Source organism: Pseudoalteromonas luteoviolacea (assembly GCF_000814765.1).
Lineage (GTDB): Bacteria > Pseudomonadota > Gammaproteobacteria > Enterobacterales > Alteromonadaceae > Pseudoalteromonas > Pseudoalteromonas luteoviolacea_H.
In genome coordinates this window covers 747,470-768,528 of the sequence record NZ_JWIC01000010.1, presented here as the reverse complement: position 1 = coordinate 768,528, position 21,059 = coordinate 747,470, and the positions used below count along the sequence as shown (strand labels likewise).

General features: G+C 43.5%; 17 protein-coding genes. 4 read left to right on the top strand and 13 right to left on the bottom strand.

All coding sequences use genetic code 11. The features are described from left to right. Positions 1–54 precede the first annotated feature (54 nt). Positions 55–1,440, top strand: a complete 1,386-nt coding sequence (locus JF50_RS24975; protein WP_039611961.1) for a PLP-dependent aminotransferase family protein — start codon at positions 55–57, stop codon at positions 1,438–1,440. A gap of 39 nt (positions 1,441–1,479) precedes the next feature. On the opposite strand, the gene JF50_RS24970 is transcribed toward JF50_RS24975, so the two are convergent. The 6 genes from JF50_RS24970 to JF50_RS26515 form a co-directional block, all read right to left on the bottom strand. After that, positions 1,480–1,836 (bottom strand): RidA family protein, encoded by a 357-nt coding sequence (locus JF50_RS24970; protein ID WP_039611960.1) that lies wholly within the window; start codon positions 1,834–1,836, stop codon positions 1,480–1,482. Between the two features lie 253 nt (positions 1,837–2,089). Next, positions 2,090–2,719 carry a hypothetical protein gene (locus JF50_RS24965; protein ID WP_039611959.1) on the bottom strand — a complete coding sequence of 210 codons (630 nt, stop codon included), beginning with the start codon at positions 2,717–2,719 and terminating at the stop codon, positions 2,090–2,092. Between the two features lie 159 nt (positions 2,720–2,878). After that, positions 2,879–5,059 carry a penicillin-binding protein 1C gene (pbpC, locus tag JF50_RS24960; RefSeq protein ID WP_235423513.1) on the bottom strand — a complete coding sequence of 727 codons (2,181 nt, stop codon included), beginning with the start codon at positions 5,057–5,059 and terminating at the stop codon, positions 2,879–2,881. Between the two features lie 45 nt (positions 5,060–5,104). After that, positions 5,105–9,634, bottom strand: a complete 4,530-nt coding sequence (locus JF50_RS24955) for an alpha-2-macroglobulin family protein (protein WP_039611958.1) — start codon at positions 9,632–9,634, stop codon at positions 5,105–5,107. A 223-nt stretch (positions 9,635–9,857) separates the two neighbouring features. Continuing rightward, the gene (locus JF50_RS24950) at positions 9,858–10,733 is read right to left on the bottom strand and encodes an AraC family transcriptional regulator (RefSeq protein WP_039611957.1); all 876 of its coding nucleotides are present in this window, start codon (positions 10,731–10,733) and stop codon (positions 9,858–9,860) included. Positions 10,734–10,879: 146 nt separating this feature from the next. Next, a complete protein-coding gene (locus JF50_RS26515) occupies positions 10,880–11,932 on the bottom strand; it encodes an alpha/beta hydrolase (protein ID WP_052262755.1) in 1,053 nt (350 codons plus the stop codon). 103 nt (positions 11,933–12,035) lie between these two features. On the opposite strand from JF50_RS26515, the gene JF50_RS24940 reads away from it, so the two are divergent. Further along, the gene (locus JF50_RS24940; protein ID WP_039611956.1) at positions 12,036–12,920 is read left to right on the top strand and encodes a LysR family transcriptional regulator; all 885 of its coding nucleotides are present in this window, start codon (positions 12,036–12,038) and stop codon (positions 12,918–12,920) included. On the opposite strand, the gene yacG is transcribed toward JF50_RS24940, so the two are convergent. The 7 genes from yacG to nadC form a co-directional block, all read right to left on the bottom strand. After that, on the bottom strand, positions 12,913–13,152 hold the full coding sequence (gene yacG / locus JF50_RS24935; RefSeq protein WP_039611955.1) for a DNA gyrase inhibitor YacG: 240 nt from the start codon (positions 13,150–13,152) through the stop codon (positions 12,913–12,915). The two genes, JF50_RS24940 and yacG, sit on opposite strands and share 8 nt — an antisense overlap. Positions 13,153–13,228: 76 nt before the next feature. Continuing rightward, positions 13,229–14,905 (bottom strand): type IV-A pilus assembly ATPase PilB, encoded by a 1,677-nt coding sequence (gene pilB / locus JF50_RS24930; protein WP_039611954.1) that lies wholly within the window; start codon positions 14,903–14,905, stop codon positions 13,229–13,231. A gap of 132 nt (positions 14,906–15,037) precedes the next feature. Further along, complete coding sequence (gene coaE, locus JF50_RS24925) at positions 15,038–15,643, bottom strand: dephospho-CoA kinase (protein WP_039611953.1); 606 nt, start codon at positions 15,641–15,643, stop codon at positions 15,038–15,040. 1 nt (position 15,644) lies between these two features. Beyond that, entirely contained in the window at positions 15,645–16,535 is an 891-nt protein-coding gene (locus JF50_RS24920; protein WP_039611952.1) for a prepilin peptidase, read from the bottom strand. A 36-nt stretch (positions 16,536–16,571) separates the two neighbouring features. Beyond that, complete coding sequence (locus JF50_RS24915) at positions 16,572–17,807, bottom strand: type II secretion system F family protein (RefSeq protein ID WP_039611951.1); 1,236 nt, start codon at positions 17,805–17,807, stop codon at positions 16,572–16,574. Between the two features lie 59 nt (positions 17,808–17,866). Next, entirely contained in the window at positions 17,867–18,334 is a 468-nt protein-coding gene (locus JF50_RS24910) for a pilin (protein ID WP_039611950.1), read from the bottom strand. A 253-nt stretch (positions 18,335–18,587) separates the two neighbouring features. After that, the gene (gene nadC, locus JF50_RS24905) at positions 18,588–19,427 is read right to left on the bottom strand and encodes a carboxylating nicotinate-nucleotide diphosphorylase (protein ID WP_039611949.1); all 840 of its coding nucleotides are present in this window, start codon (positions 19,425–19,427) and stop codon (positions 18,588–18,590) included. Between the two features lie 167 nt (positions 19,428–19,594). On the opposite strand from nadC, the gene ampD reads away from it, so the two are divergent. Together ampD and ampE are read left to right on the top strand one after the other, a co-directional pair. Next, on the top strand, positions 19,595–20,158 hold the full coding sequence (gene ampD / locus JF50_RS24900) for a 1,6-anhydro-N-acetylmuramyl-L-alanine amidase AmpD (protein WP_039611948.1): 564 nt from the start codon (positions 19,595–19,597) through the stop codon (positions 20,156–20,158). A gap of 5 nt (positions 20,159–20,163) precedes the next feature. Then, positions 20,164–21,048, top strand: a complete 885-nt coding sequence (gene ampE, locus JF50_RS24895) for a beta-lactamase regulator AmpE (RefSeq protein ID WP_039611947.1) — start codon at positions 20,164–20,166, stop codon at positions 21,046–21,048. Positions 21,049–21,059 lie beyond the last annotated feature (11 nt).

The following is a 21,059-nucleotide window of genomic DNA, read 5'->3' as shown; positions in this document are numbered from 1 at the left end:
TTTCGTATTTAATTATTGTCATAAGTACAAATAGGCATCAATTTATTTATTGTTATGAGTACAATTTGGCAGCCCGATGAGGCATTGTTTTTGCGACTGGCAGCAACCAAGCCAAAATATATGGCGTTGGCAGAATTGATTGAGCAGTCGATAGATAACAAACAGCTGGTATTTGATCAGCGTTTACCGGCGCAAAGGTCATTGGCAGATGCATTGAAGATCACGCATGGTACGGTGACTAGAGCTTATGTTTTACTTGAACAGCGAGGCTATGTGCGTGCAAGGTTAGGGGCGGGGACTTATGTGTCAAAAAATAATGGCGCTCATCATGAGTTGCAAATCAGTGATTTAGCAGCCAGTGTGCAACCTCTAATGGGTCAAGACAGTATTATTGCAAAAGCGATGCAAGCGCTGTCACAAAGTCATTCGGTGCTAAGTGAGCTAATGACTTACAAGCTGAATGGTTTGCCAAGACACCAGCGGTTTTTTCGAGATTGGTTATTGCAACGTGGATTTGCCTGTGAACAGCATGACGTTATTTTTACTCAAGGCGCACAACAGGGGATCTACAGTTGTTTATCGACTTTGTGCGACCCAGGAGATTTGGTATTACATGAGGCACTCACATACCCTGGCTTTTTCAAAGCATGTAAAAGTTTAAAACTGCACTCAAAAGGTGTGCCTGTTAATGAACAAGGGATTGACTTAGCAAGGTTAGAGTCTATTTGCCAGCAGCACTCAGTTAAAGCAATTTATATTACACCAAACTGTCAAAACCCGACTAATGTGCACTACAGTGAGGACACATTGCACGCGTTATTGGCATTGAGCCGTAAGTATCACTTTTTTATCATCGAAGACGATGTGAATTATTGCTTGCCAGAAAAGTGGCGACTGCCACTGTGGCAGCAAGCACCCGATCGGGTTTTTTATTTGGCCAGTTTTTCAAAATATTTTAGCGGTGGGTTGCGGGCGGGTTACATGTTGACCCCTTTGCTCTGGCAACAGGCTGTGATTAATACAGTACACGCACAGTGCTGGTCGGTATCAATGATGAACTTTGAATTATTGATGCGTACATTACAAAGCAAAGAATATCAGCATGTTCAGAGTAAGTTGGCTGAGGAAATCCGTTATCGACAAGCCGCTTTAGATAGGGTGCTTCGGCAATATGGGTTTGAAGCCATATTTTTTGGCTTGAATGTGTGTTGGTATTTGCCTGAAAATCTAAATATGCATTACGTGGCTGGGCAATTTAAAGCGCAGTTAGTTGAGGTACGTACACTTGATGTCTTTGCCTCTCCCCATGAAGCTTGTGATATAAACGGGATCCGCTTTACGCTTGGTGGACCAACTACCCGCGAAGCCTTCGATTTCGCCATCACACGCATTGACTCGGTTCTACAGGGTATTTTGGTCAACTCGGATGTGGTGATATAACTTTAATTAGCCGATGAAAATCGGCTAATTAATCTGTCATTAGTCTTTTTTTACAGCTGCAATAACAGAGACTTCAACCAGCAACTCTGGTCTTGCCATAGCCGCTTGCACACAGGCTCTCGCTGGCGCATGCCCTTCAGGCACCCATGCGTCCCATACTTCATTCATTTGTGCAAAGTACTGCATATCACTGATGTACACTGTTGCGCTTAAGATATGATTTCTATCACTATTTGCTTCTTCAAGTAACGCATCTACTTTGTCGAGCATGGTTTGTGTTTGCTCTTTGATGCCTTGTGTAGCGTCTTTACACACTTGCCCGCACAGATAAATAGTATCATTATGTACTACAATGCGGCTCATACGCTGGTTAGTATGTTTACGAGTGATGCTCATGTTTTTTCCTCGTTAGTAGGCCTGTGTATTTGGCGCTGATTTATTGGTTTGTACTAGGTTATATCGCCAATTTGGAACCAAATTTGGACGCCTAGCAGTATACATGCCCAATATTATATGGGAAGTTGGTCACTTAATTAAGCCTGAATGATTTGCTAAAGCGCAGAGGCGAGAATTTGCTGTAACAGCATCATCGGAAGAACAGTCGATATGTTTAATTTGGCCAGTCAAACATAACCGGCCAAATTTGTATTTACACTGATATCATCAGTAAGCCAATGGCACAAATAATGGTGAGACCAATGAAAATATTGGCGAGATTGCCAGTATCAGCAATAGGTTCAGGCACGATTTCTTGTTGAGGGATCTCTTGTTGTGTCATTCGATAATAAAAGCCTTCTCCATATCGTGCTTTTAAATCATCACGGGAAGCCCACTCAAGTTGCTCGGTCAGAAAAATAAGGACCTCGCTGGATATCATTTCTTTGTCAACTTGACACGTTTTTTGATGCGTTAACACTTTATCAAACACCAACGCGGCTAAATCATTTCTTAGTGAGACGTTTTCGCAAGCAGGATGATCAACAAGTAGCTGCCATGCAGAAAGCTGAGTATGTCGGTGTGCATTGTTTAAAAGATCACTCAGCTCATCGTCAAACTCATTAAATAGTGGATCTGCCAAGCTATCAGCGGCTGGAGAAAATGGTTCAGCGAGGCCGGTTAAAATGGCTTGATATGCGGCATGAATTGCTTGTTCTTGCTCAGCGCGAGTTTCTTCTGATTCAGTTTTTAAGTCTTCGAGTTTTTGCTGATACGCTGCTTCAATTACTTGTTTATCTGAAGTGGGCGCCAGTGCTAATACATTCCAAGGATCTGTTGACACGGTTTAGTTCACCTTTCTCAATCTGTTAGTTTAGGCTGTCACATTTTATGACATAAAGACGACAGTCATGAGCTGAGTGTAGCAGACTCACCTTACTTTTCTAAACTAAGGAGATGGATGTGTGTTTATTTTAGGTAAAAAGCAACAGCTTCAATCCGCTCATGGGTGTATGTAGATGGTTTGCTGATCGCAGTGTGCGTTTATACAGGCGGAGATGGTGGTTTCACCTAAATATTGACTCAGTTCAATCTGCGGCTTGGTAATGGGTTCATGATTAATAAACCAACTCACTTGCGTAGGGTGCGAAGAGGTTAAAGCAAGGGTACTAAGCTGAGAGCGATAGTAGTGCTGACCACTTCTTAAAGAAGTGATGGCAATAGAATAATCAGGTACCGACAGAGCTGTATTGTGTGATGTGATAGAACCATAACTGATTTGCTTTCTGTTTAGCCAGTGAGCGAGCTTTTCTGGCCAACTCATGTTTGTCGTAAAGTCGCCGTGAATATCCATACTCGGTGGTGTCATATGGTTGATTGTGAGTGCGTGATGTTGAGATTCACATTGATTGTTTGGAATGTGCTCAAGTGCTAATCCACTTGGCCAGCAAATGAGCGTATTGGTTACCGAGGCAGGCTTCTTTAACAGTTGTTGGTCTGGTGGTAGTAAATCAAAGGCATCGAACATCAAAGGGGCGGCTTGGGTCGCGCCGAGGTAACCCAGCATTGGGCTGGCATCAGGGCGGCCAACCCAGGCTGCGACGGTATAGTCACGGCTGACACCCACTGCCCAAAAATCTCGATAGCCATAGCTTGTGCCTGTTTTCCATGCAATTTGACGTCGCACCGAAGGCACGACGCGATCTGGGGCACTTTGTGCGCTGAGCATTTTAAAGGTGATCCAGCTACTTTGTGGGCTTAATATCCGTACTGACGCTGAACTATTCACAGTGTCTTTGAGCACGTTTAATGGCGCGACATGCCCGTTACTTGCTAACGAACGATAGAGTTTCGCTAGGGTGAGTAATTGGGTGCCTGTTCCACCTAGTCCAACAGATAAATTCGCTTGTTTGTGTGTAAGATGAATACCGGCTTGAGCTAAGTTGTGCTCAAACCGCATTGGCGTAATGCGATTGAGTAGCTGAATCGCTGGCACATTAAGAGATTTTTGCAGCGCATGCTGTGCACTGACAGGCCCGCTGAAGGTACCGTTTAAGTTTTGTGGTTTATAGCCATCAAAATCTGCGGGGATATCACTGAGCAAACTTTTGCTATGGATGAGCCCTAAATCCAGTGCTTGAGCGTAAATAAAAGGCTTTAAGGTTGAGCCTGGAGAACGCGTTGCTCGCACCATATCTACGTGGGCAAAGCGACTGGCATCGCGAAAGTTAACAGAGCCTTGGTAAGCGCGGATCTGTGCACTGGGGTTATGTAAAATAACCAAGGCTGCCGATGCTTTATGTGGTAGGCGTTGACTGGTTCGATGCAGTAATGTCGACAGACGTTTTTGTAGTGAATAGTCTATCGTGGTTTGGAGCTTATGTCGGTGCGGATAGCGTTGCTTTAAGTAACGTGCAAGCAAAGGGGCTAGCAATGGTTGCTTCCCTATGTGAAGGTTGACGCGCTCTTTAATGAGCAGGTGATATTGCGCTGAGTTGAGTAACGCGCCTTGATAGAGGCGCGACAAAACTTTATTGCGCATCGCTTTTGCTCTGGTGGGGTAGCGGTCTGGGCGATAGCGGGAAGGTTTTTGTGGTAGCACGACCAGCAATGCGGCTTCGTTTTTAGTGAGTTGGTGTGGCGCTTTAGCGAAGTATCGATGTGAGGCGGCTGCTATGCCTTCAACATTCCCGCCAAAAGGCGCGAGATTAAGGTAAAAAGTGAGTATTTCTTCTTTGCTAAAATACCATTCTAGCTGAATTGCTCTGGCGATTTGATGCAGCTTGCCACCTATTGTTCTGGAGTGTGGGTCGATGAGACGTGCAACTTGCATAGTGATTGTTGAACCACCAGAAATCACGCGACCATGTTTTATCCATTGTCCAGCTGCGCGCAGCAAAGAAAAAGGATTCACGCCATAGTGTTGGTAAAACCATCGGTCTTCGTAATGTAACAAGGCTTGTAAATAAAAAGGGTTCACTTCTTTCGGCGTGACGTGATAGCGATGCACGCCCTGTTTATCACCAAATGAACGTAATGTTTTGTTATTACTTGCAGTAATAAGAGTTGCAGGCCCTCCTGGGTACATCGGTGGCAATGGGTTACTGGTGTGCCAAACGATCGCGGTCATCACCATAAATAACAGTGCTGATAAAGCGATAAGTAGGGTTTTTTTTAACGTCATCTGGCCAAGTCACAGTGGTAAGCGCCCCTGTCGGGGCACTTTCAGCTACCTTTCGATAGTGATTTTAGAGGGGAATTGTGTATAGAGCACGTGTTTTTGTGGTCTGTACATAGATTCTATAAAACTGGGTGGGTTGGCATAGGTGCCGGGCACTTCGGCACGCAGTAAGTATGCAAATTGTTGTCTTGAATTATCACTGTTATAACGATGACTATATCGACGCGGCTTTAGGTCGGTCACTGCCACATATCTATCGTTACGATACTCTTGGTGTTCGACATGGCTTAATACAACTCCCTCTGGAAGCAACTGCTGGATATCTAAATCTTGGAGTAACTCTGGGTTTTCAAGTACAAAGCCAGCCGGGATCTTATCAACAATCATTGCATCATGAATGCGCTCTTTTGTTTCGACATTGAGTACCACCAACACACGATCTCCAACTTTGAGAGAGATTTGTTCATCAAGTGGTTGGCCTGAGAGAGTGTACCAACGTCTCAAAAAGTGCTTCATTTTGATGGTATTAAATGGATTAATTTGGTTACTTATAATCGGATTTACTTTCAGGTAACCGGTGTGAAGCTGTTGCACATACAAAGGTGTTTCCGTGGTATTTTTAAGCATTAAACTTGGGAACAACGGCTGCTCTAAGCGCCCTTGAGATGTGATTTCTTTACCATCAATCAACACCTTGAGAGGTTTTTGGTTTTGCTTATCCAGTGCAACTGCTGAGCGTAGCAGCGCAGCTTGTTCTTGTGTACTTAACCATTGCTTGTTAATGGCAAGGGTAGGAAGATCTTCGGCGAGTGCATTGGCGAGTCGTTGTGCTTTGCTTTTTAAACCTTGCAATTTAGCCATTTCATTTAAAGCGATAACAGCCATGGCACTGTCGCGCACTTGGCTGCCGTAATCATAAATATAGGCACCTACTCGAGATTGTGTATCAAATTGATTAAGTAAGGCTGAAGCCTGTGCAATTGCGCCTGTATTGGCAAGTGCTGCTGCAAATTGTACTAAGCTCAATTGTGACGGATATGCGGTGATTTGAAGCGCCTCGAGATCACTGTAGCTGATCCTGCCTAACTGACTCGATACATATGCGGCATACGTTGTCGCCGCAATGGCTGACTCAGAGCTATATGTTAATGTAGCGACAAAGTCCCCTTTGGCATAACGCAATACGCGATATTGTGCCTCTTGCAGCATATCTGTTGGCACCAGCCCTGGATACTGAGTATTGGCTTGGGTAAGAAAGTCGGTAATGTATACCGTGAGCCAAGGTGATTCTTTGCTGTAACTGCCCCATGTGCCAAAACCGCCAGATGTCTTTTGCATGGTCTTCAAGCGACTGATAGCGGTACTGATATACGCTTTGTTCGAAGTGAGCTTGGCTTCATTGTTCAAAGCGCGCTGCTGAAACCGAGCGAGATTCGGGTTTTGTAAGATGAAGGGCCAGGCTTTACTGGTTGTTTGCTCGGCGCATCCATACGGGTAAGCGTGTAGTCCTGTTGCAAATTGGTCAATATTAAGAATAGGCGTGTGGCTAATGAGTAGTTTACCTTCTTTGCCCTTTACACGTTTTAGGCCATCCCAGTTGCTTTCATCAAATTGGATAGATTGCTGTGGACTTAATTGGCTGTTTTTGGCTTGAGTAACCCACGGCTCAATATGTTTGACCGGTACTCGCCAACTGCGCTCTACGTCGACATTTTCTCCCTTTGCGTGCAAAGTTAATACCGTGGTTCCTTCACGGGTTTGCTCGGTAGTTTGAAGCGGGATTGTGTAGCTCCAGTGTGCCGCGTGATCTAGGGTCACCGAGTGCTCAGTTTGTCCTGTGAGTGAGATATGGTTATCCGCACTGAGGCGAATATCCAGTGTTTGTGCTCCGCCGCTTAGATTATGTACATCGAGAGTCACAGCAGAGTTGTCCCCCGGGATTAAAAATCGAGGTACAGCCAGCTCTGTAACCAGCGGCATACGAATAACTTGGTCGTGTATCAGCTGTCCAACTTGACTGTCATTGAACGCCGTGACAATGAGCTGCGCTTCCCCGTTATAGTCCGGTAATGTTAGCTTTACGATGGCTTTACCATCATGTATTTGGACTGGCATTGACATTAATTGAATGGTTTTACTTTCAACTAAGTCGTCATTGCGGTTGGTGTTGTTCTCAATACTATCACTACCAAAACGTGACTGGGCAAATGGATTTGGACGCGGGTCGTATTGACGAGAGTATAAATCTACAATATCTCCACTATAACGACGCTGAGCGAAAAAGTAGTTAAAAGGATTGTTAGGCTTATAGCGGCTGAGGTTGATTATCCCTTTGTCCACCATCGAAACCGTGACCCAAGTGGTACTGTCACCATTAAGCTCTGTTGCTGTGATGGGGATCTCTAATGTTTGTAATGGCTCGACGTGACTGGGCAGGTTAACAGCCAGTTTGACCTGACGATCACTTCTGTCAAGTGGTAATGGTATCACGCCTAAATAGCGTTTTGGGGCATTGTGTTGTTGACCAAATACGGTGGCAGTGACATAGAGGTCATGGCGAGCTAATGTGTGATCGAGTGGGATCTCGACGTGATTTTGTCCTTTTTTCACAGCAACTTTGTTAGACCAAAGCACACGATCAGACTCCAGAGTGACCATCAGCTCACCATCAATCGGGGCCGTTAATGTGAGCTTGGCTTGCTGACCTGCTTGGTAAGCCGCTTTATCTAGCGTAATTTGTAAATGCTCAGGTTTTACCGCGTATTGGCCATATCCACGATACCAGCCTGCATAGAATTCGTAACGGGTTTTGTTTCCCGTTTTTAAATCAGTGGCTTCAAGGCGGTAATTTCCCCAGCTGACAGGTAATTCAACACGCGCGATATCCGCCTTAACATCGACGACACTTTGTTGCTCCTTACGCCACCTGTCTTGCTTTTGACGCTGCCAACCAATGCCCTCTTCATACATCCAGTAGTAATTACCTTGATCGTAAAATAACTCTAACTTGATACTGCCATTGGAGAGTGTTTGCCCATCGGCTGATAATAAGGCAATTTCAAAGCCCGCATCTGAACGGTACTGGACGTCTTTTGCAAGCGGTTTAATCCCCGGGATAGTCTCGTTTTTCCAGCTGGTAAAAGTACTGGTGCGTTGCACGGCAGCGCCGCCCGCCTCTTGAAGCGCAATAAATACTTGTGTTTTTACTGGGCTTTTAAGTGGCGTTGCACTGGGAGTGGCTATCTTAATCTGTGCGCTACCTTGTTCTGAGAGTTGCAGGTTGCCGAGAGATTTATAACGACCGGATAAATAGAAATCCTGACCCACCACAAATGCCTGATAGGGACCTGGGTAGTGCCTGATAGGCTGGTGACTGACATCTGTTTTAAAGGTATTACCAGCGGCTGGGCTACCAAATAAATATTTGCCATGTAAGGTAAGGTTATTCTTATTGCCAGCAATGACAAATGGTTGCGCCGTATCTATTTTGAGATCCATGCGCTCCGGAACAAACTCTTCTAACTGAAATGTCATTTCTGCGATGGGTCTTTTGGCACTTGGGTCTAGTTTTACAGCCACGGTGTAGCGACCGGTTGGCCAGTCATTAGCCGTTTTGAGAGACTTACTAAAAAAACCTGCCTCTTGTGTTTGTATCGTTTCTTTTATTATCTCTTCTTGTCGAGAGTTTTTTACCGACAAGGTGAGGTTATCTATGTTGGTCTTATGGCCATCAAAGTCTCGTAATAATATGTTTATTGGTAAGCTATCCCCAGGTCTAACGAGGTCTCTATTACTGTAGATGAAGGCTTCTGTTTCTTGAAATAAGCGGCCGCCTAGTTGATAAGCGGAGAGATCGAGGGGCACTTCTTTTAGGGGTAAAATGGCGAGCTGAGGCGCTTTGTCATTATTTTCTAACTCAGCAACGACAATATCATTTTGCTCCAACGTCACAGCAAAGTCGATATTGCCTTGTGGGTTTGTTTTACCTTGGCGAATGAGTTCATGTTCGCGATAAATACTTACTTTGGCATCAACGATACTCAGACCACTTTGTAAGTCATTAACACTAAAGTGAGCTGTGTTTTTTTGTACTCTTGCTTGGATCCCAAGCTCTGTAAGCAGCATATGTTTTGCCTGGAGTTCGTCAAACTGTCCAGCGGCTTTGAGTGTGACAATGTACCACCCTGATGGCAAATTTTTTGGTATGGGTAACTTAGCAGAATGAATTGTATCTTTCGTATTGCTGGGTAGCGTATAGCGGTCTGCAAAGACGCTTTCATAGCTGTAACTTAATCTGTCCAGCGAGCTGGGATAAATTTTGTCGTTTAAATAATGTTTTTGCAAAAAGTCATGTGGGCTTGTTAAGCGTAAAATTTCAATATCAACTTCGGTGGTATTTTTATAACTAATGGGGATCGCTTGATGCGCACTTTTTGGTACTAATGGACCAGTGCCTACGATGGCAACTTGCGGTGTTTGGCGCTTTGTAGATTGTGCGAGCGCACTGTGATGCCAGCCAATTAAAAGCCATAAAACAGAGATGAGTAACCAGCTGGTTTGCACACTCCTTGCGATCATGATATTCCCCTAATGATACTGATATTAAATAAGTTTACGCAACTTACATGAATTTAGCGTGATTATCTTATTAATCATTATTAAGAGTAAAGGATTAGAGCGAATAATAAATAGTTAATTGATTATTTGCTCTAAATTCAAGCTGTATAGCAAAAATACTGGTGCCCGAGGGTATAAATCAGGCCTAATTGAGCATATAGGCTCTGGGTATAGGCATAGGGGACTAACTGGCGACTAAAAAATTAATACGTGTTAGTAAATCTTGTGGCGCGGTATCTTTGAGGTCATTTAAATACTCTTCAAAGGGCGGAAAGTCGGCCAATTCAAATTGGCTTTGTGGTAGCCATTGACCATAAAGCCAGTTATAGGGCTTTTCAAGTTCGGTATAATCGCCTTTGAATAAAATACTGACAGTGTTCCCTGCGGGAATGGTGAGTTGTTTAAACGCATGCTTCGCAGGTAGTTTATTTTTATCCACCGTTATGCAGGCCATTGATTTTAGTTGTGCTTGTGGCACAGACTCTGGATCGTCAAAGTAAATGCCAAAAAAGCGTGTGTTTTGGTCGATAAGGTCTGCTTTTGCGGCCATCAATGAGAGCTTTTCGAATGCTTGGCCAATTTGCATATAATCACCGATGTGATTTAGGCCAATTAACTCAATAGTTTCAATGTTTTGTTGTTCAACAGGATACATAGAGTGATACTCCTTGGAAGATGTTGGGTACAACGCAGTGACATGAGACGCTGAATAAGCACGTTGTTGGCGGTATTGGTTGGGTGTTTCGCCATAGTGTTTAGTAAAGGCACGGTTAAATGCTTCAACGCTGCCATAACAAACTTGCTTTGCAATTTGTTGTTGGCTTAAGTCGCTGCGAACTAAGTAAGTTGCCGCCTTCAACATACGCATTCTTCTCACTGTGACATTGATTGTTTCACCGGCATATTCTCGATAGATACGATGAAAGTGATACGCTGACATACACGCAATATCAGCCAATGTATTGACATCAAGTTCAGCGCCGGCATGCTCGTAAAGATAATCTATCACGCGCAGCATTCTGGCTTCATAGTAATGTTGTGTGCTTAACTTATGTTTCATTATTGTGCTACTCAATGCTGTTCAGTGTTGGTACACGTCTTGTTGATTGTGGCGACAAGGTTAAAGTAGCGCAAGGTGGATTGATAATGTTTGCTGATTTATGAGAAGTAAAATAGGGGCCCTATATGGATGCCCCTAGGGAAGGACTACAATCGTTCGTTAAAAAACGGCAGCATATGGTGTTCGAGGCGCTCAAGGGCTTTGTCACTATGTCCACCTTGGAACACTTCGAAAGAAATCGGGACTTTATTTGCTTCAGCTTTCTGTTTCAGTGCAAGCACCCCTTCTGTGATCCAGATGTAGTCGTCTTTATCGCCGACATCAATTCGAACAGAGCTCAATTGTGCAACCACAGAGGGGGTTGAATACAGCTCAACAAGTTCCCCAAAGCCTCTGAACCACAGTGGTTTTTGTGATGGGTCAACATTGTAATGAACGCCAAAGGGCTTACCTGGTTGTCCGGCAAATGCACCTGCATAGGCCATGAGGTATGCACTATAGCTATTTACTTGGCCATTGTTCCAAATTTCACGCCCTTGGAATGAAGCAAATTCAGCGTCCATGACAGCTTTGGGGTTCTTCGCCGTCGCTAATTTTTGTTTGAAGGTTTGAAAGCGTTTGATGGCGTCTTTTGAAGTTAAATATGACTTTGCCATGCCCTTTTCGTCAAACATACCCGGACTGAGCGCATAAACATGGCCGAATAGATTTGGATGCTTTGCTGCAAATCTAAGTGCGCCAGTGCCTCCCATCGAAAACCCAGTAATTCCGCGGTGTTCAGGCTGTGCTTTGGTGCGATAAGTACGGTCTATCCAGGGCAAAACTTCTTTAATCACATAATCACTAAAGTTGCCATGGACCTGAGAATTCACATAAAAGCTGCCTCGCAGTGGTGTGTTACCTTCCAGCATGACAATGATCATTTCCATACTTTGACCGTTTTTTTTGTGGTTTTCTAGCATGGGCTCAATACGTTCGCTGTATTTGATAGGCCAGCTGTAGGCTCCGAGCATATACAATACAGGATAACGTTTGTCGCTATCATGGTAGCCATCAGGTAAATATATGTGTATGTCTCGGGTACTTTTCGTGCCGATTAAACTGTTCTCTAGCGCTTTTGAGTGAAAAGGTATTTTGACGATTTCGGCTTTGAGTGTGCTGCTTATAAAGATAAGCAGTAAAAATAGTAATGTTTTCATTGTTATGACTCCTGCTGATAAAGCTTGCAGTTAAGTTACAATGTGCCTAAATTAATAACAAATATAAAAACTGATTGATTTATATGTAATGAATATAAATTGGATGGATATAAAAAAATTGCACTATGTGGTAACGGTTGCACAAGAGCTGAGCTTCAGCCGTGCAGCCTTGAAATTACACATGTCGCAACCCCCATTAAGTCAACAGATCCGGCAGATTGAAAACCATTTGGGAATGGCGCTTTTTGAGCGCTCAACGCGATCCGTGAGTTTAACTCCGTTTGGTGTTTTATTTGTTGCCAAGGCGCAGCGAGTAATTGCGGCCCACACAGAGTTAGGGGAATGTGTTCAGAGCTTTCAAACTGGCATACAGCAGCCTATAAAGTTGGGTTGCATTGGTCTTGCGTTTGAAGCGTTAGTGGCAAAAAAAATGGCAATATTATCTGGCCACTCACCTAAATTAAATGTGGTATTAGAAGAGGGAACGAGTGCCGAGTTGGTGGCACGTTGTCAGTCGGGACAGTTACATGGTGCGATAATTCGTTTGTTTGACCCTGAGTTACCCACTAAAGATATTCATTACCTGTCCAGTGAACATTATGTTTTTGCTTGTCCAAAGCAATGGCTGATAGAGGATAAAAGTACATCGATAAAAACGTTCTGTGGCAAACCATTTATTCATTACCCTAAGGCATTACAGCCTAAACTGCATGAAAAAATAGAAGCGGTATTCTCGCAAGCAAAAGCACAAATGAATGTGATCCAAGAGGTGAAGACAAAATCGACGACGCTGTCTTTAGTCGCTGCGGGCATGGGCTTTGCGATTGTGCCGCAATCGATGATGAACAAATATGCATCTGAAGTAGACTTTATTGAAATCACAGAGCACTTACCAAGCGTTGATTATTATCTTTACTGCCAAGACTGGCAAGTGCATGAGCGAATGAACACCCTATATGAGGTGTTTAAATCGCCAGAGTTTACTTAAAAAAGTCATCTTCGTTTTTAGCGAGCATTGCCTCGATATCTTCAATCAATGCTTGTGGGTCTGGTTGGGCTAAGTCAGTACTTTGCACGGGGCTTGAGATTTTGTTGTTTTCTTCCGACCACTCACCTAAATCTATCAGTTGACAACGTTTAGAGCAAAATGGACGGTGTGGGCTTTGGGCCGACCAGATAACCTCTTTTTGGCATGTTGGGCATTGGACCGTTGTTGGCATAGTAGATACTCACTGTATTATAGAGTGGTATAGTTTACTGCTTTGCAGCAAACTATACCAGTGAGCTTCAGGGAGACTAGTAGTTGGTTACGCGGTTAATTTCGGCCAGTGAAGTTACCCCAGCGGCCGCCTTTTTTAAGCCTGATTTACGTAAGTTGTCAAAACCAAGTTTGTCGGCAAGTTCGGCGATCTCTAGAGAGTTCGCACCCGCCATTATTTTATGCGACATTTCAGGAGTAATTTTAACGACCTCGTAAACACCGACGCGGCCTTTATAGCCATCTGTACAGTGATCACACCCTTTAGGTGAATACAGGGTCATGTCTTTCACTTGTTCTTCAGTGAATCCTTGTTTGAGCAGCTCCTCTTTTGGTAGCTCTTCTGGTTCTTTGCATTTTGGACACAACCTTCGCGCGAGGCGCTGGGCAATAATTAAACTCACCGAGCTTGCAACATTGTATGCGGGTACCCCCATATTCAGGAGACGTGTCAGTGTTTCTGGCGCAGAATTAGTATGCAAAGTACTCATGACTAAGTGACCAGTTTGAGCTGCTTTGATAGAGATCTCAGCGGTTTCGAGGTCCCTGATCTCACCGACCATTACGACATCAGGATCCTGACGTAAAAATGCCTTAAGTGCATTAGCAAATGTCATATCTGCCTTGGCATTGATCTGAACTTGGTTGATCCCCTCTAGGTTAATTTCAACCGGATCTTCTGCTGTACTGATATTTCGCTCAGGCTTATTCAAAATATTAAGGCCTGTATAGAGTGAAACCGTTTTACCAGAACCCGTTGGGCCGGTCACTAAAATCATGCCTTGTGGCTGCTCTAGCGCACTTAAATATAGTGCTTTTTGCTCTGGCTCATAGCCCAGTACATCAATGCCTAACTTGGCTGCAGACGAGTCGAGTATCCGCATTACAATTTTTTCACCCCACATGGTCGGGAGTGTACTGACACGAAAATCAATGCTTTTTCGCTCAGAGATTTTGAGCTTGATACGCCCATCTTGCGGTTTACGTTTTTCAGCGATGTCTAGGTGAGACATGACTTTAATTCGCGCAGATAGTCGGCTAGCTAGCGTGTTCGGTGGGCTGGCCATCTCATGTAGAATGCCATCAATACGAAAGCGGACACGGTATTTTTTTTCATAGGGTTCAAAGTGTAAATCTGACGCTCCCTTTTTAATGGCATCCATCAAGATTTTATTGATGTAGACAATGATAGGCGCATCGTCTTTTTCTTCATCTTGCTGTTGCGTTTGAGGTTCATCTTCAACATCAAGACTGGCAAATTCTTTGAATTCATCTTCACTCAGGGATAAGCCGGAGCTTGAGTCAAACAGCTGATCTATTTTTTGTTCGAGCAGTTTGTGATCAACCACCACGATCTCACATTGTAGACCGGTACTAAACTCGAAGTTTTCAAAAGCGCCGTAATCCGTGGGATCTGAAGTCGCTATAAATAGTTTGCGATCTTTTTTAACCAGAGGTAGCAAATAGTGCTGTCGGATCAGTTTTTCTTTGATCAAGTCTTTGGGCACATTTTCAACATCAAAGCCATTCAGATCAAAATAGGGAACACGAAATAAATCAAGGCATTGCTCCGCAAGTTCCTGACCAGACATGCCACTGCACAGGCATATCAGTTCTGCCGTGGTCGTTGCTTCGGTTTGCTTCGCCTTTATTTGATCTGGCGTAACCCGACCTAAGGTGATGAATTTTCTCAGTAATGGAGAGTGATGTTCCATGATGTCCTTTAATACTTCAACAGCTTACATTAATGTAGCAAATAAACAGTAATTGTGCTCATTGTGATCATTGTGATGGAGCCCATCTATAATCATTCTAGAGATTTATATAAAATTCAAGAAATAAAGTGTTTAAGTGGCCTTCGCTGCGTTTAAAAAGTTTTGATGTAATTTATCTAAGTCTGATTGGACTTCAATCAATGGTCTGTCGTTATTGATAATGTGGTCGGCTTTTTGGCACTTATCTTCGCGGCTCATTTGCGCTGCAATAATATTTTTCACCTGCTCTTGAGGTACTTTGTCGCGCTCACTGGTGCGCGCAATCTGCACCTCTACAGGCACATCAATTAACAAGGTTTTATGACAGAAACGCTGTAAGCCGTTTTCAAAGAGCAATGGCGCGCACAATATAGCGTAAGGACTCGTTGCCTGCTCGAGTTGCGTGATAAGTTGCTCTCTGATCAACGGATGTAGCAATGCATTTAACCAATCTTTTTGCGCTTCATTGTCAAAAATAATGCTGCGTAATTTGGCTCTATTGAGCGTACCTTCTGTGGTCAAAACCTCATCGCCAAAGTGTGCTATGATGCTATTTAATCCCACTGAGCCCGGCATGACGACTTCACGTGCAACAATATCGGCATCGACCACGTCAATGCCCATGCTTTCAAAATAGCGCGTTGCTGCGGTTTTTCCTGCGCCTATGCCTCCTGTCAGGCCTAAAATCCAGGATGACATGCTATACCCCTAATAAATTTAAATACCAAATCTTTAACGCATCACCATAAAATAGACATAACCAACCAGCAATCGCCAAATAAGGGCCGAAGGGAATAGGCGTGGCCTTGTCTTTCCCTTGCATTGCAAGTTGAATACTGCCAATGACAGCGCCAACCACACTGGAAAGTAAAATAATTGTGATGAGCGCTTGCCAGCCTAGTAACGCACCAAAAATAGCCAACAGTTTGAAATCACCATACCCCATGCCTTCTTTGCCTGTGAGCAATTTAAATAGCCAATAAACACTCCATAAGCTGAGGTAGCCTGCAACAGCTCCCCAAATGGCAGCTTCTACAGTGATGGTCAGTCCAAGTACTGCACTAATTATTGCTAGCCACAGCATTGGTTGTGTGAGCTGATCAGGGAGCAGCATCTTGTCTATATCAATAAAAATGAGTGCAATTAAGCCCCATGTCATCACAATGTATAACAGCGCGGTAAACGTTGCGCCAAAATGCCATGCTACCCATAAAGAAGCAGCGGCAGTCAGCATTTCAATACAAGGGTATCTCACCGAAATCGAGGTACTACAGTATGCGCAGCGACCTTTGAGCAAAAGCCAACTTAATATCGGTATATTATGATGCGCTTTAATTTGTGTATCACAGCTGGGGCACGTTGATCTCGGTGTGATTAAATTAAATGAGCTTGAATGTGAGGCAGACTGTTCAGAGCTTTGATCGTGTTGTCCGAGTATGACCTTACACTCTGACTTCCATTCATTTTCCATCATTTTAGGTAAACGATATATCACAACATTTAAAAAGCTACCGATACAGGCGCTCGTTAATCCCACTGACAATAAGAAAAACCAGGGTTGTTGCTGCATTAAATGCCAGACGTCTTGCATTGCACTACTCTTATTATTGTTAAAAAATGAGGTAGGTTAAATAACGTTACCAAGTTGAAAGATAGGTAAGTACATAGCGACAATTAATCCACCAACTAATACGCCAAGTATCGCCATGATGAGTGGCTCAAGTAGGGTAGATAGACCGTCGACAGCATCATCAACTTCTTGTTCATATATACTGGCAACTTTCGCTAACATGCTATCTAGCGCACCAGATTCTTCTCCAATGGCGACCATTTGGACAACCATATCGGGAAAAATTTTAGAGTTACGCATAGCCCAGTTCATCTGGTTACCTGAGCTTACTTCCCCTTTAATGTCTAAAATGGCATTTTTATAGATTATATTACCTGATGCACCCGCTGCAGAATCTAGTGCATCAACCAAAGGGACGCCGGCAGCAAAGGTCGTGGAAAGTGTTCGCGCATACCGAGCAACAGCGGCTTTTTTTAAAATTTCGCCAACGACTGGTAGCCTTAAAATAAAGCGATCATTGGCATGCTTCACATTGGCATTGCGGATCAATAACTCTTTATAGACATAACCGCCCCCACCGATGATCAATAACATTATCCACCAGTATTCTTGCATAAATTCTGATATGGAAATGACGAGTCGAGTGAAAGCGGGAAGCTCTGCACCAAACCCTGCAAAGATATCTTCAAACTGGGGGACAACAAAAATCAATAGGATAGAGGTGACAATAAGTGCCACGGTGATCACTGCGATAGGGTAAAACATGGCTTTTTTAATTTTTGACTTGAGTGCTTCGGCTTTTTCTTTGTACAAAGCAACACGATCAAAAATTCTGTCTAATGCACCTGATTGCTCACCCGATTCAATCAGATCGCAATATAAATCGTCGAAGTATCGTGGGTGTGAGCGTAGACTTTTTGCCAAGGGTTGGCCGGCCTTCACTTCATCAGCGATTGAACCTATCAGCTTACTTACACTTTTATTTTTTGCACCTGAGGCAATCATGTCGAGAGACTGAACTAGAGATACCCCGGCAGTCAACATAGTCGCGATTTGTCGGGTAACGATGGAAATATCTTTGGGCGTAATTTTTTGAACGCTTTTAAAGCCAAAAAGCGGTTTAGGTTTGCGTTTAACCTTTGAAGGAGTGATACCTTGCTTGCGCAGTTGCGCTTTGACTAAAGCAACACTGGTGCCGGTCATTTCACCTTCGAGTTTTTTACCTCGAGCGCTCACGCCAACCCAGACAAATGTATCTATTTTTGTTGTACTTTCTTTAGAGGAGAGAGCCATAGAGTTTATTCACGTCAAAAGGAACAGAGCAATGCTCTGTTCCTTTTTTAAATAGTATATTATGGTGTAGCAGCTGATGCTGTACATGTACCAGGTAACCAGTTCGCTTTTGCGTTACCTGATATAGTGGCTGTACAAACCCAAGCGGTAATTGAGAACGCACCGCCTGTGAAGTCTCCAGCTTCAGCTGCTGCGTTGTCAGCTGCTGATGGTGTTAATACCATTGAGATACCTGCAATATCGCCAGTACTTGTCATGGTGATAGCGCCAGCAGCGCTTACACTTAGCGCACTAACATACTGGCTAGCGGCAAAGCCTTCAGCACAAGTCGTTGGTGCTGTGCCTAGTTGTGCTCTTTCTTCAATACATGCTTTTGGCATGGCCGAAGCTGCTAGCAATTCTGAAGCTTTAGCTCGGTTAACATAATCTGTGTAAGCTGGAAGGGCTACTGCTGCCAAAATACCGATGATTGCAATCACAATCATTAATTCGATAAGGGTAAAACCACCCTGTCGTTGTTGCGTCATGATGTGTCTCCTAAGGGATGTTAGACCCGGTGGCCGTATTCACTTACACCAGGATTTTTTTAAATTAGTGCTTATGGCACTGATCACCGTGTATTTACTGACTCGGTAGATCAACTTTAGTATGCGCTTTTGTAACTAAAAAGAATTAACCTAAATCATTAATTTAATTCTTTTTTATTAAAAATGCTTTGTAAATAAATGTCAACATAAAAAATGCACATTTAGTTACATTTGAATTACAAGCGCGATTATATTATTCAAAGCGCATCGATAAATCGATGCTCTGTACGTGCTTGGTTAAAGCACCACTTGATATATAATCGACACCAGCTTGTGCATACTGTGCCAAAATATCTAATGTCATATTACCCGAGACCTCTAGCTTTGCTCTACCTGAGGTTAGTCTAACGGCGTTTTGAATGTCTTCAACGGTAAAATTATCTAGCATAATGATGTCGCTGCCCGCATTTAATGCTTGTTCTAGCTCATCAAGATTCTCCACTTCCACCTCTACAGGCTTATCTGGATGCGTGCTTTTTGCCTGTGCAACCGCATTTGCAATGCCACCGCAAGCGGCAATGTGGTTTTCTTTGATTAAAAAGGCATCAAATAAGCCAATGCGATGGTTTTTACCCCCACCACACGTGACGGCGTACTTTTGCAACGCTCTCAACCCTGGAATGGTTTTTCGGGTATCGAGTAATTGTGTTTGGCTGCCAGCTAGGGCTTTTACGTAATGTGCTGTTGTGGTGGCCGTGCCTGAGAGAGTTTGCACAAAGTTAAGGGCTGTGCGCTCGGCAGTTAAAATTGCTCTTGCTGAGCCTGTCGCGGTAAAAATACGTGAGTTTGCAGTCAGTTTGTCTCCGTCATTGGCTAAAACGGTGACTTCAACACTAGGATCTACTTGCTTGAATACTTCTAGAATAAGGTCTTTACCACAAAATACGCAGTCTTCTCTGGTAATCACATAAGCGTTGGCTTGCTGGTCTTCTGGGATCAATGCTGCGGTAATATCACCTTGTGCGGCGGATTGATGGTTAAGGTCTTCATCGAGTGCATTTTTAACAAGTTGCGAAATAAGTTCTGATTGCATAGGTAGATCATCATTGTTTTTACTATCTTAAATTCTACTGTGATTAACGCAATGAAACAATTTTCTTTAACAAAAGTATGCGTTCTTTCTCAAAATAAAATTGCAATAGTGCTTCGAGTTAATTCTTGATATGGTAGGCGAGATACAATTTAAAGCTAATTTTTTATATGGAAAATCAACAGCAATGGCTAAGTTTTGCCAAACATAGGCATTCACCTCACTGTGATGAGCGACCTGATAACCATGAGGTCGATTTATTGGTCATTCATAATATTTCGTTGCCAGCAGGTCAGTTTGGTACTTCTTTTGTTGATGACCTCTTTATGGGGCAGATTGATTGTCACGCCCATGAAAGTTTCGCGTCTTTAGAAGGTGTGCGTGTGTCTGCTCACTGTTTTATTCGCAGAGATGGTGAAGTATTGCAGTATGTACCATTTTTAAAGCGGGCATGGCATGCTGGGGTTTCCAGTTTTAATGGTCGACAAAAGTGTAATGATTTTAGCATTGGCATTGAGCTTGAAGGAACGGATCAAATCCCTTATACACAAGCGCAGTACGACTCCTTAGTGACAGTGAGTAAATCCATTATTAAACGGTTTCCAAAAATAACGCCTCAGCGCATTGTGGGTCATTGTGATATTGCGCCAACGCGTAAGACTGACCCCGGTGATGCATTTGATTGGCAGCACTATTTAAGTTTATTACAACGTGAATTAAGAGTAATAGAGTAAAAAACATGATATTAATTTCGATATTAGTGGCATTGATAATTGAGCGCTTAGGTGCCAAATCTTCTCGCTGGCAAATTGATTATTACTTGGCGCAATACCAAGCCCTGAGCTATCAAAAAAGCGCAGTAAACTGGCTGTTTAAGACCAGTATTGGCGCTATGTTGTGGCTTATGTTGCCCGCGCTACTAATTGCGTTTCTGTATAGTTTTTCTGATTTTGTTCTGTGGCAGCTGGTATTAAATGTTGTTGTTTTATTGGTGTGTTTTGGCTGTGCTAAATATCGTAAATCGTATAAAGGTTACCTCAATGCTTTGGCCAGAGATGATAATGAGGCGGCAACCTTATATGCAATGCAAATGGGCCAAACTAAAACAGAGGATGAGCCAAACGGTGAAACGTTCGGTCAAACATTGGCATGGATCAACTTCACTCATTACTGTGCTGTGATGTTTTGGTTTGTTGTGCTTGGCGCTCCCGGTGCCATTATGTATGCGGCAACACGCGCGGTTGTTGAAGTCCTTAAAGACGAAGTTAACGGGGAGCCGTCACACGCAGAACAAAAATGCGCTGAGCTAATGGCACCTCATCGTGCCCGTTTCGACGTATTATTTCACTGTCTAAACTGGTTGCCTGCTCGCCTTGCTGGCTTTGGCTATCTCATCATTGGTAACTTCTCAAAAGGAACGGGCAGCTGGCTTAAGTATTTGCTGGATTTTAAAACTTGCAACCGCAAAGTGGTCACGGAGACCGCGTTGTCCGCTGAGCAAATTGAACAGCAGTACTTCGGCTGTACTTATGAAGCAGCTTGCATGATGCGCCTAGTTAAGCGCAATGTACTATTCTATCTGTTTTTAGTGGCTGCACTGACGCTGTTTGCAGGCCTAAACTAAATTAACTTTGG

What these genes read in the sequence shown, in the direction of transcription:
- JF50_RS24975 (WP_039611961.1), top strand. Translation starts at nt 55, where the DNA reads ATGAGTACAATTTGGCAGCCCGATGAGGCATTGTTTTTGCGACTGGCA.
- JF50_RS24970 (WP_039611960.1), bottom strand. Translation starts at nt 1,836, where the DNA reads ATGAGCATCACTCGTAAACATACTAACCAGCGTATGAGCCGCATTGTA.
- pbpC (WP_235423513.1), bottom strand. Translation starts at nt 5,059, where the DNA reads ATGACGTTAAAAAAAACCCTACTTATCGCTTTATCAGCACTGTTATTT.
- JF50_RS24955 (WP_039611958.1), bottom strand. Translation starts at nt 9,634, where the DNA reads ATGATCGCAAGGAGTGTGCAAACCAGCTGGTTACTCATCTCTGTTTTA.
- JF50_RS24950 (WP_039611957.1), bottom strand. Translation starts at nt 10,733, where the DNA reads ATGAAACATAAGTTAAGCACACAACATTACTATGAAGCCAGAATGCTG.
- JF50_RS26515 (WP_052262755.1), bottom strand. Translation starts at nt 11,932, where the DNA reads ATGAAAACATTACTATTTTTACTGCTTATCTTTATAAGCAGCACACTC.
- JF50_RS24940 (WP_039611956.1), top strand. Translation starts at nt 12,036, where the DNA reads ATGGATATAAAAAAATTGCACTATGTGGTAACGGTTGCACAAGAGCTG.
- yacG (WP_039611955.1), bottom strand. Translation starts at nt 13,152, where the DNA reads ATGCCAACAACGGTCCAATGCCCAACATGCCAAAAAGAGGTTATCTGG.
- pilB (WP_039611954.1), bottom strand. Translation starts at nt 14,905, where the DNA reads ATGGAACATCACTCTCCATTACTGAGAAAATTCATCACCTTAGGTCGG.
- coaE (WP_039611953.1), bottom strand. Translation starts at nt 15,643, where the DNA reads ATGTCATCCTGGATTTTAGGCCTGACAGGAGGCATAGGCGCAGGAAAA.
- JF50_RS24920 (WP_039611952.1), bottom strand. Translation starts at nt 16,535, where the DNA reads ATGCAAGACGTCTGGCATTTAATGCAGCAACAACCCTGGTTTTTCTTA.
- JF50_RS24915 (WP_039611951.1), bottom strand. Translation starts at nt 17,807, where the DNA reads ATGGCTCTCTCCTCTAAAGAAAGTACAACAAAAATAGATACATTTGTC.
- JF50_RS24910 (WP_039611950.1), bottom strand. Translation starts at nt 18,334, where the DNA reads ATGACGCAACAACGACAGGGTGGTTTTACCCTTATCGAATTAATGATT.
- nadC (WP_039611949.1), bottom strand. Translation starts at nt 19,427, where the DNA reads ATGCAATCAGAACTTATTTCGCAACTTGTTAAAAATGCACTCGATGAA.
- ampD (WP_039611948.1), top strand. Translation starts at nt 19,595, where the DNA reads ATGGAAAATCAACAGCAATGGCTAAGTTTTGCCAAACATAGGCATTCA.
- ampE (WP_039611947.1), top strand. Translation starts at nt 20,164, where the DNA reads ATGATATTAATTTCGATATTAGTGGCATTGATAATTGAGCGCTTAGGT.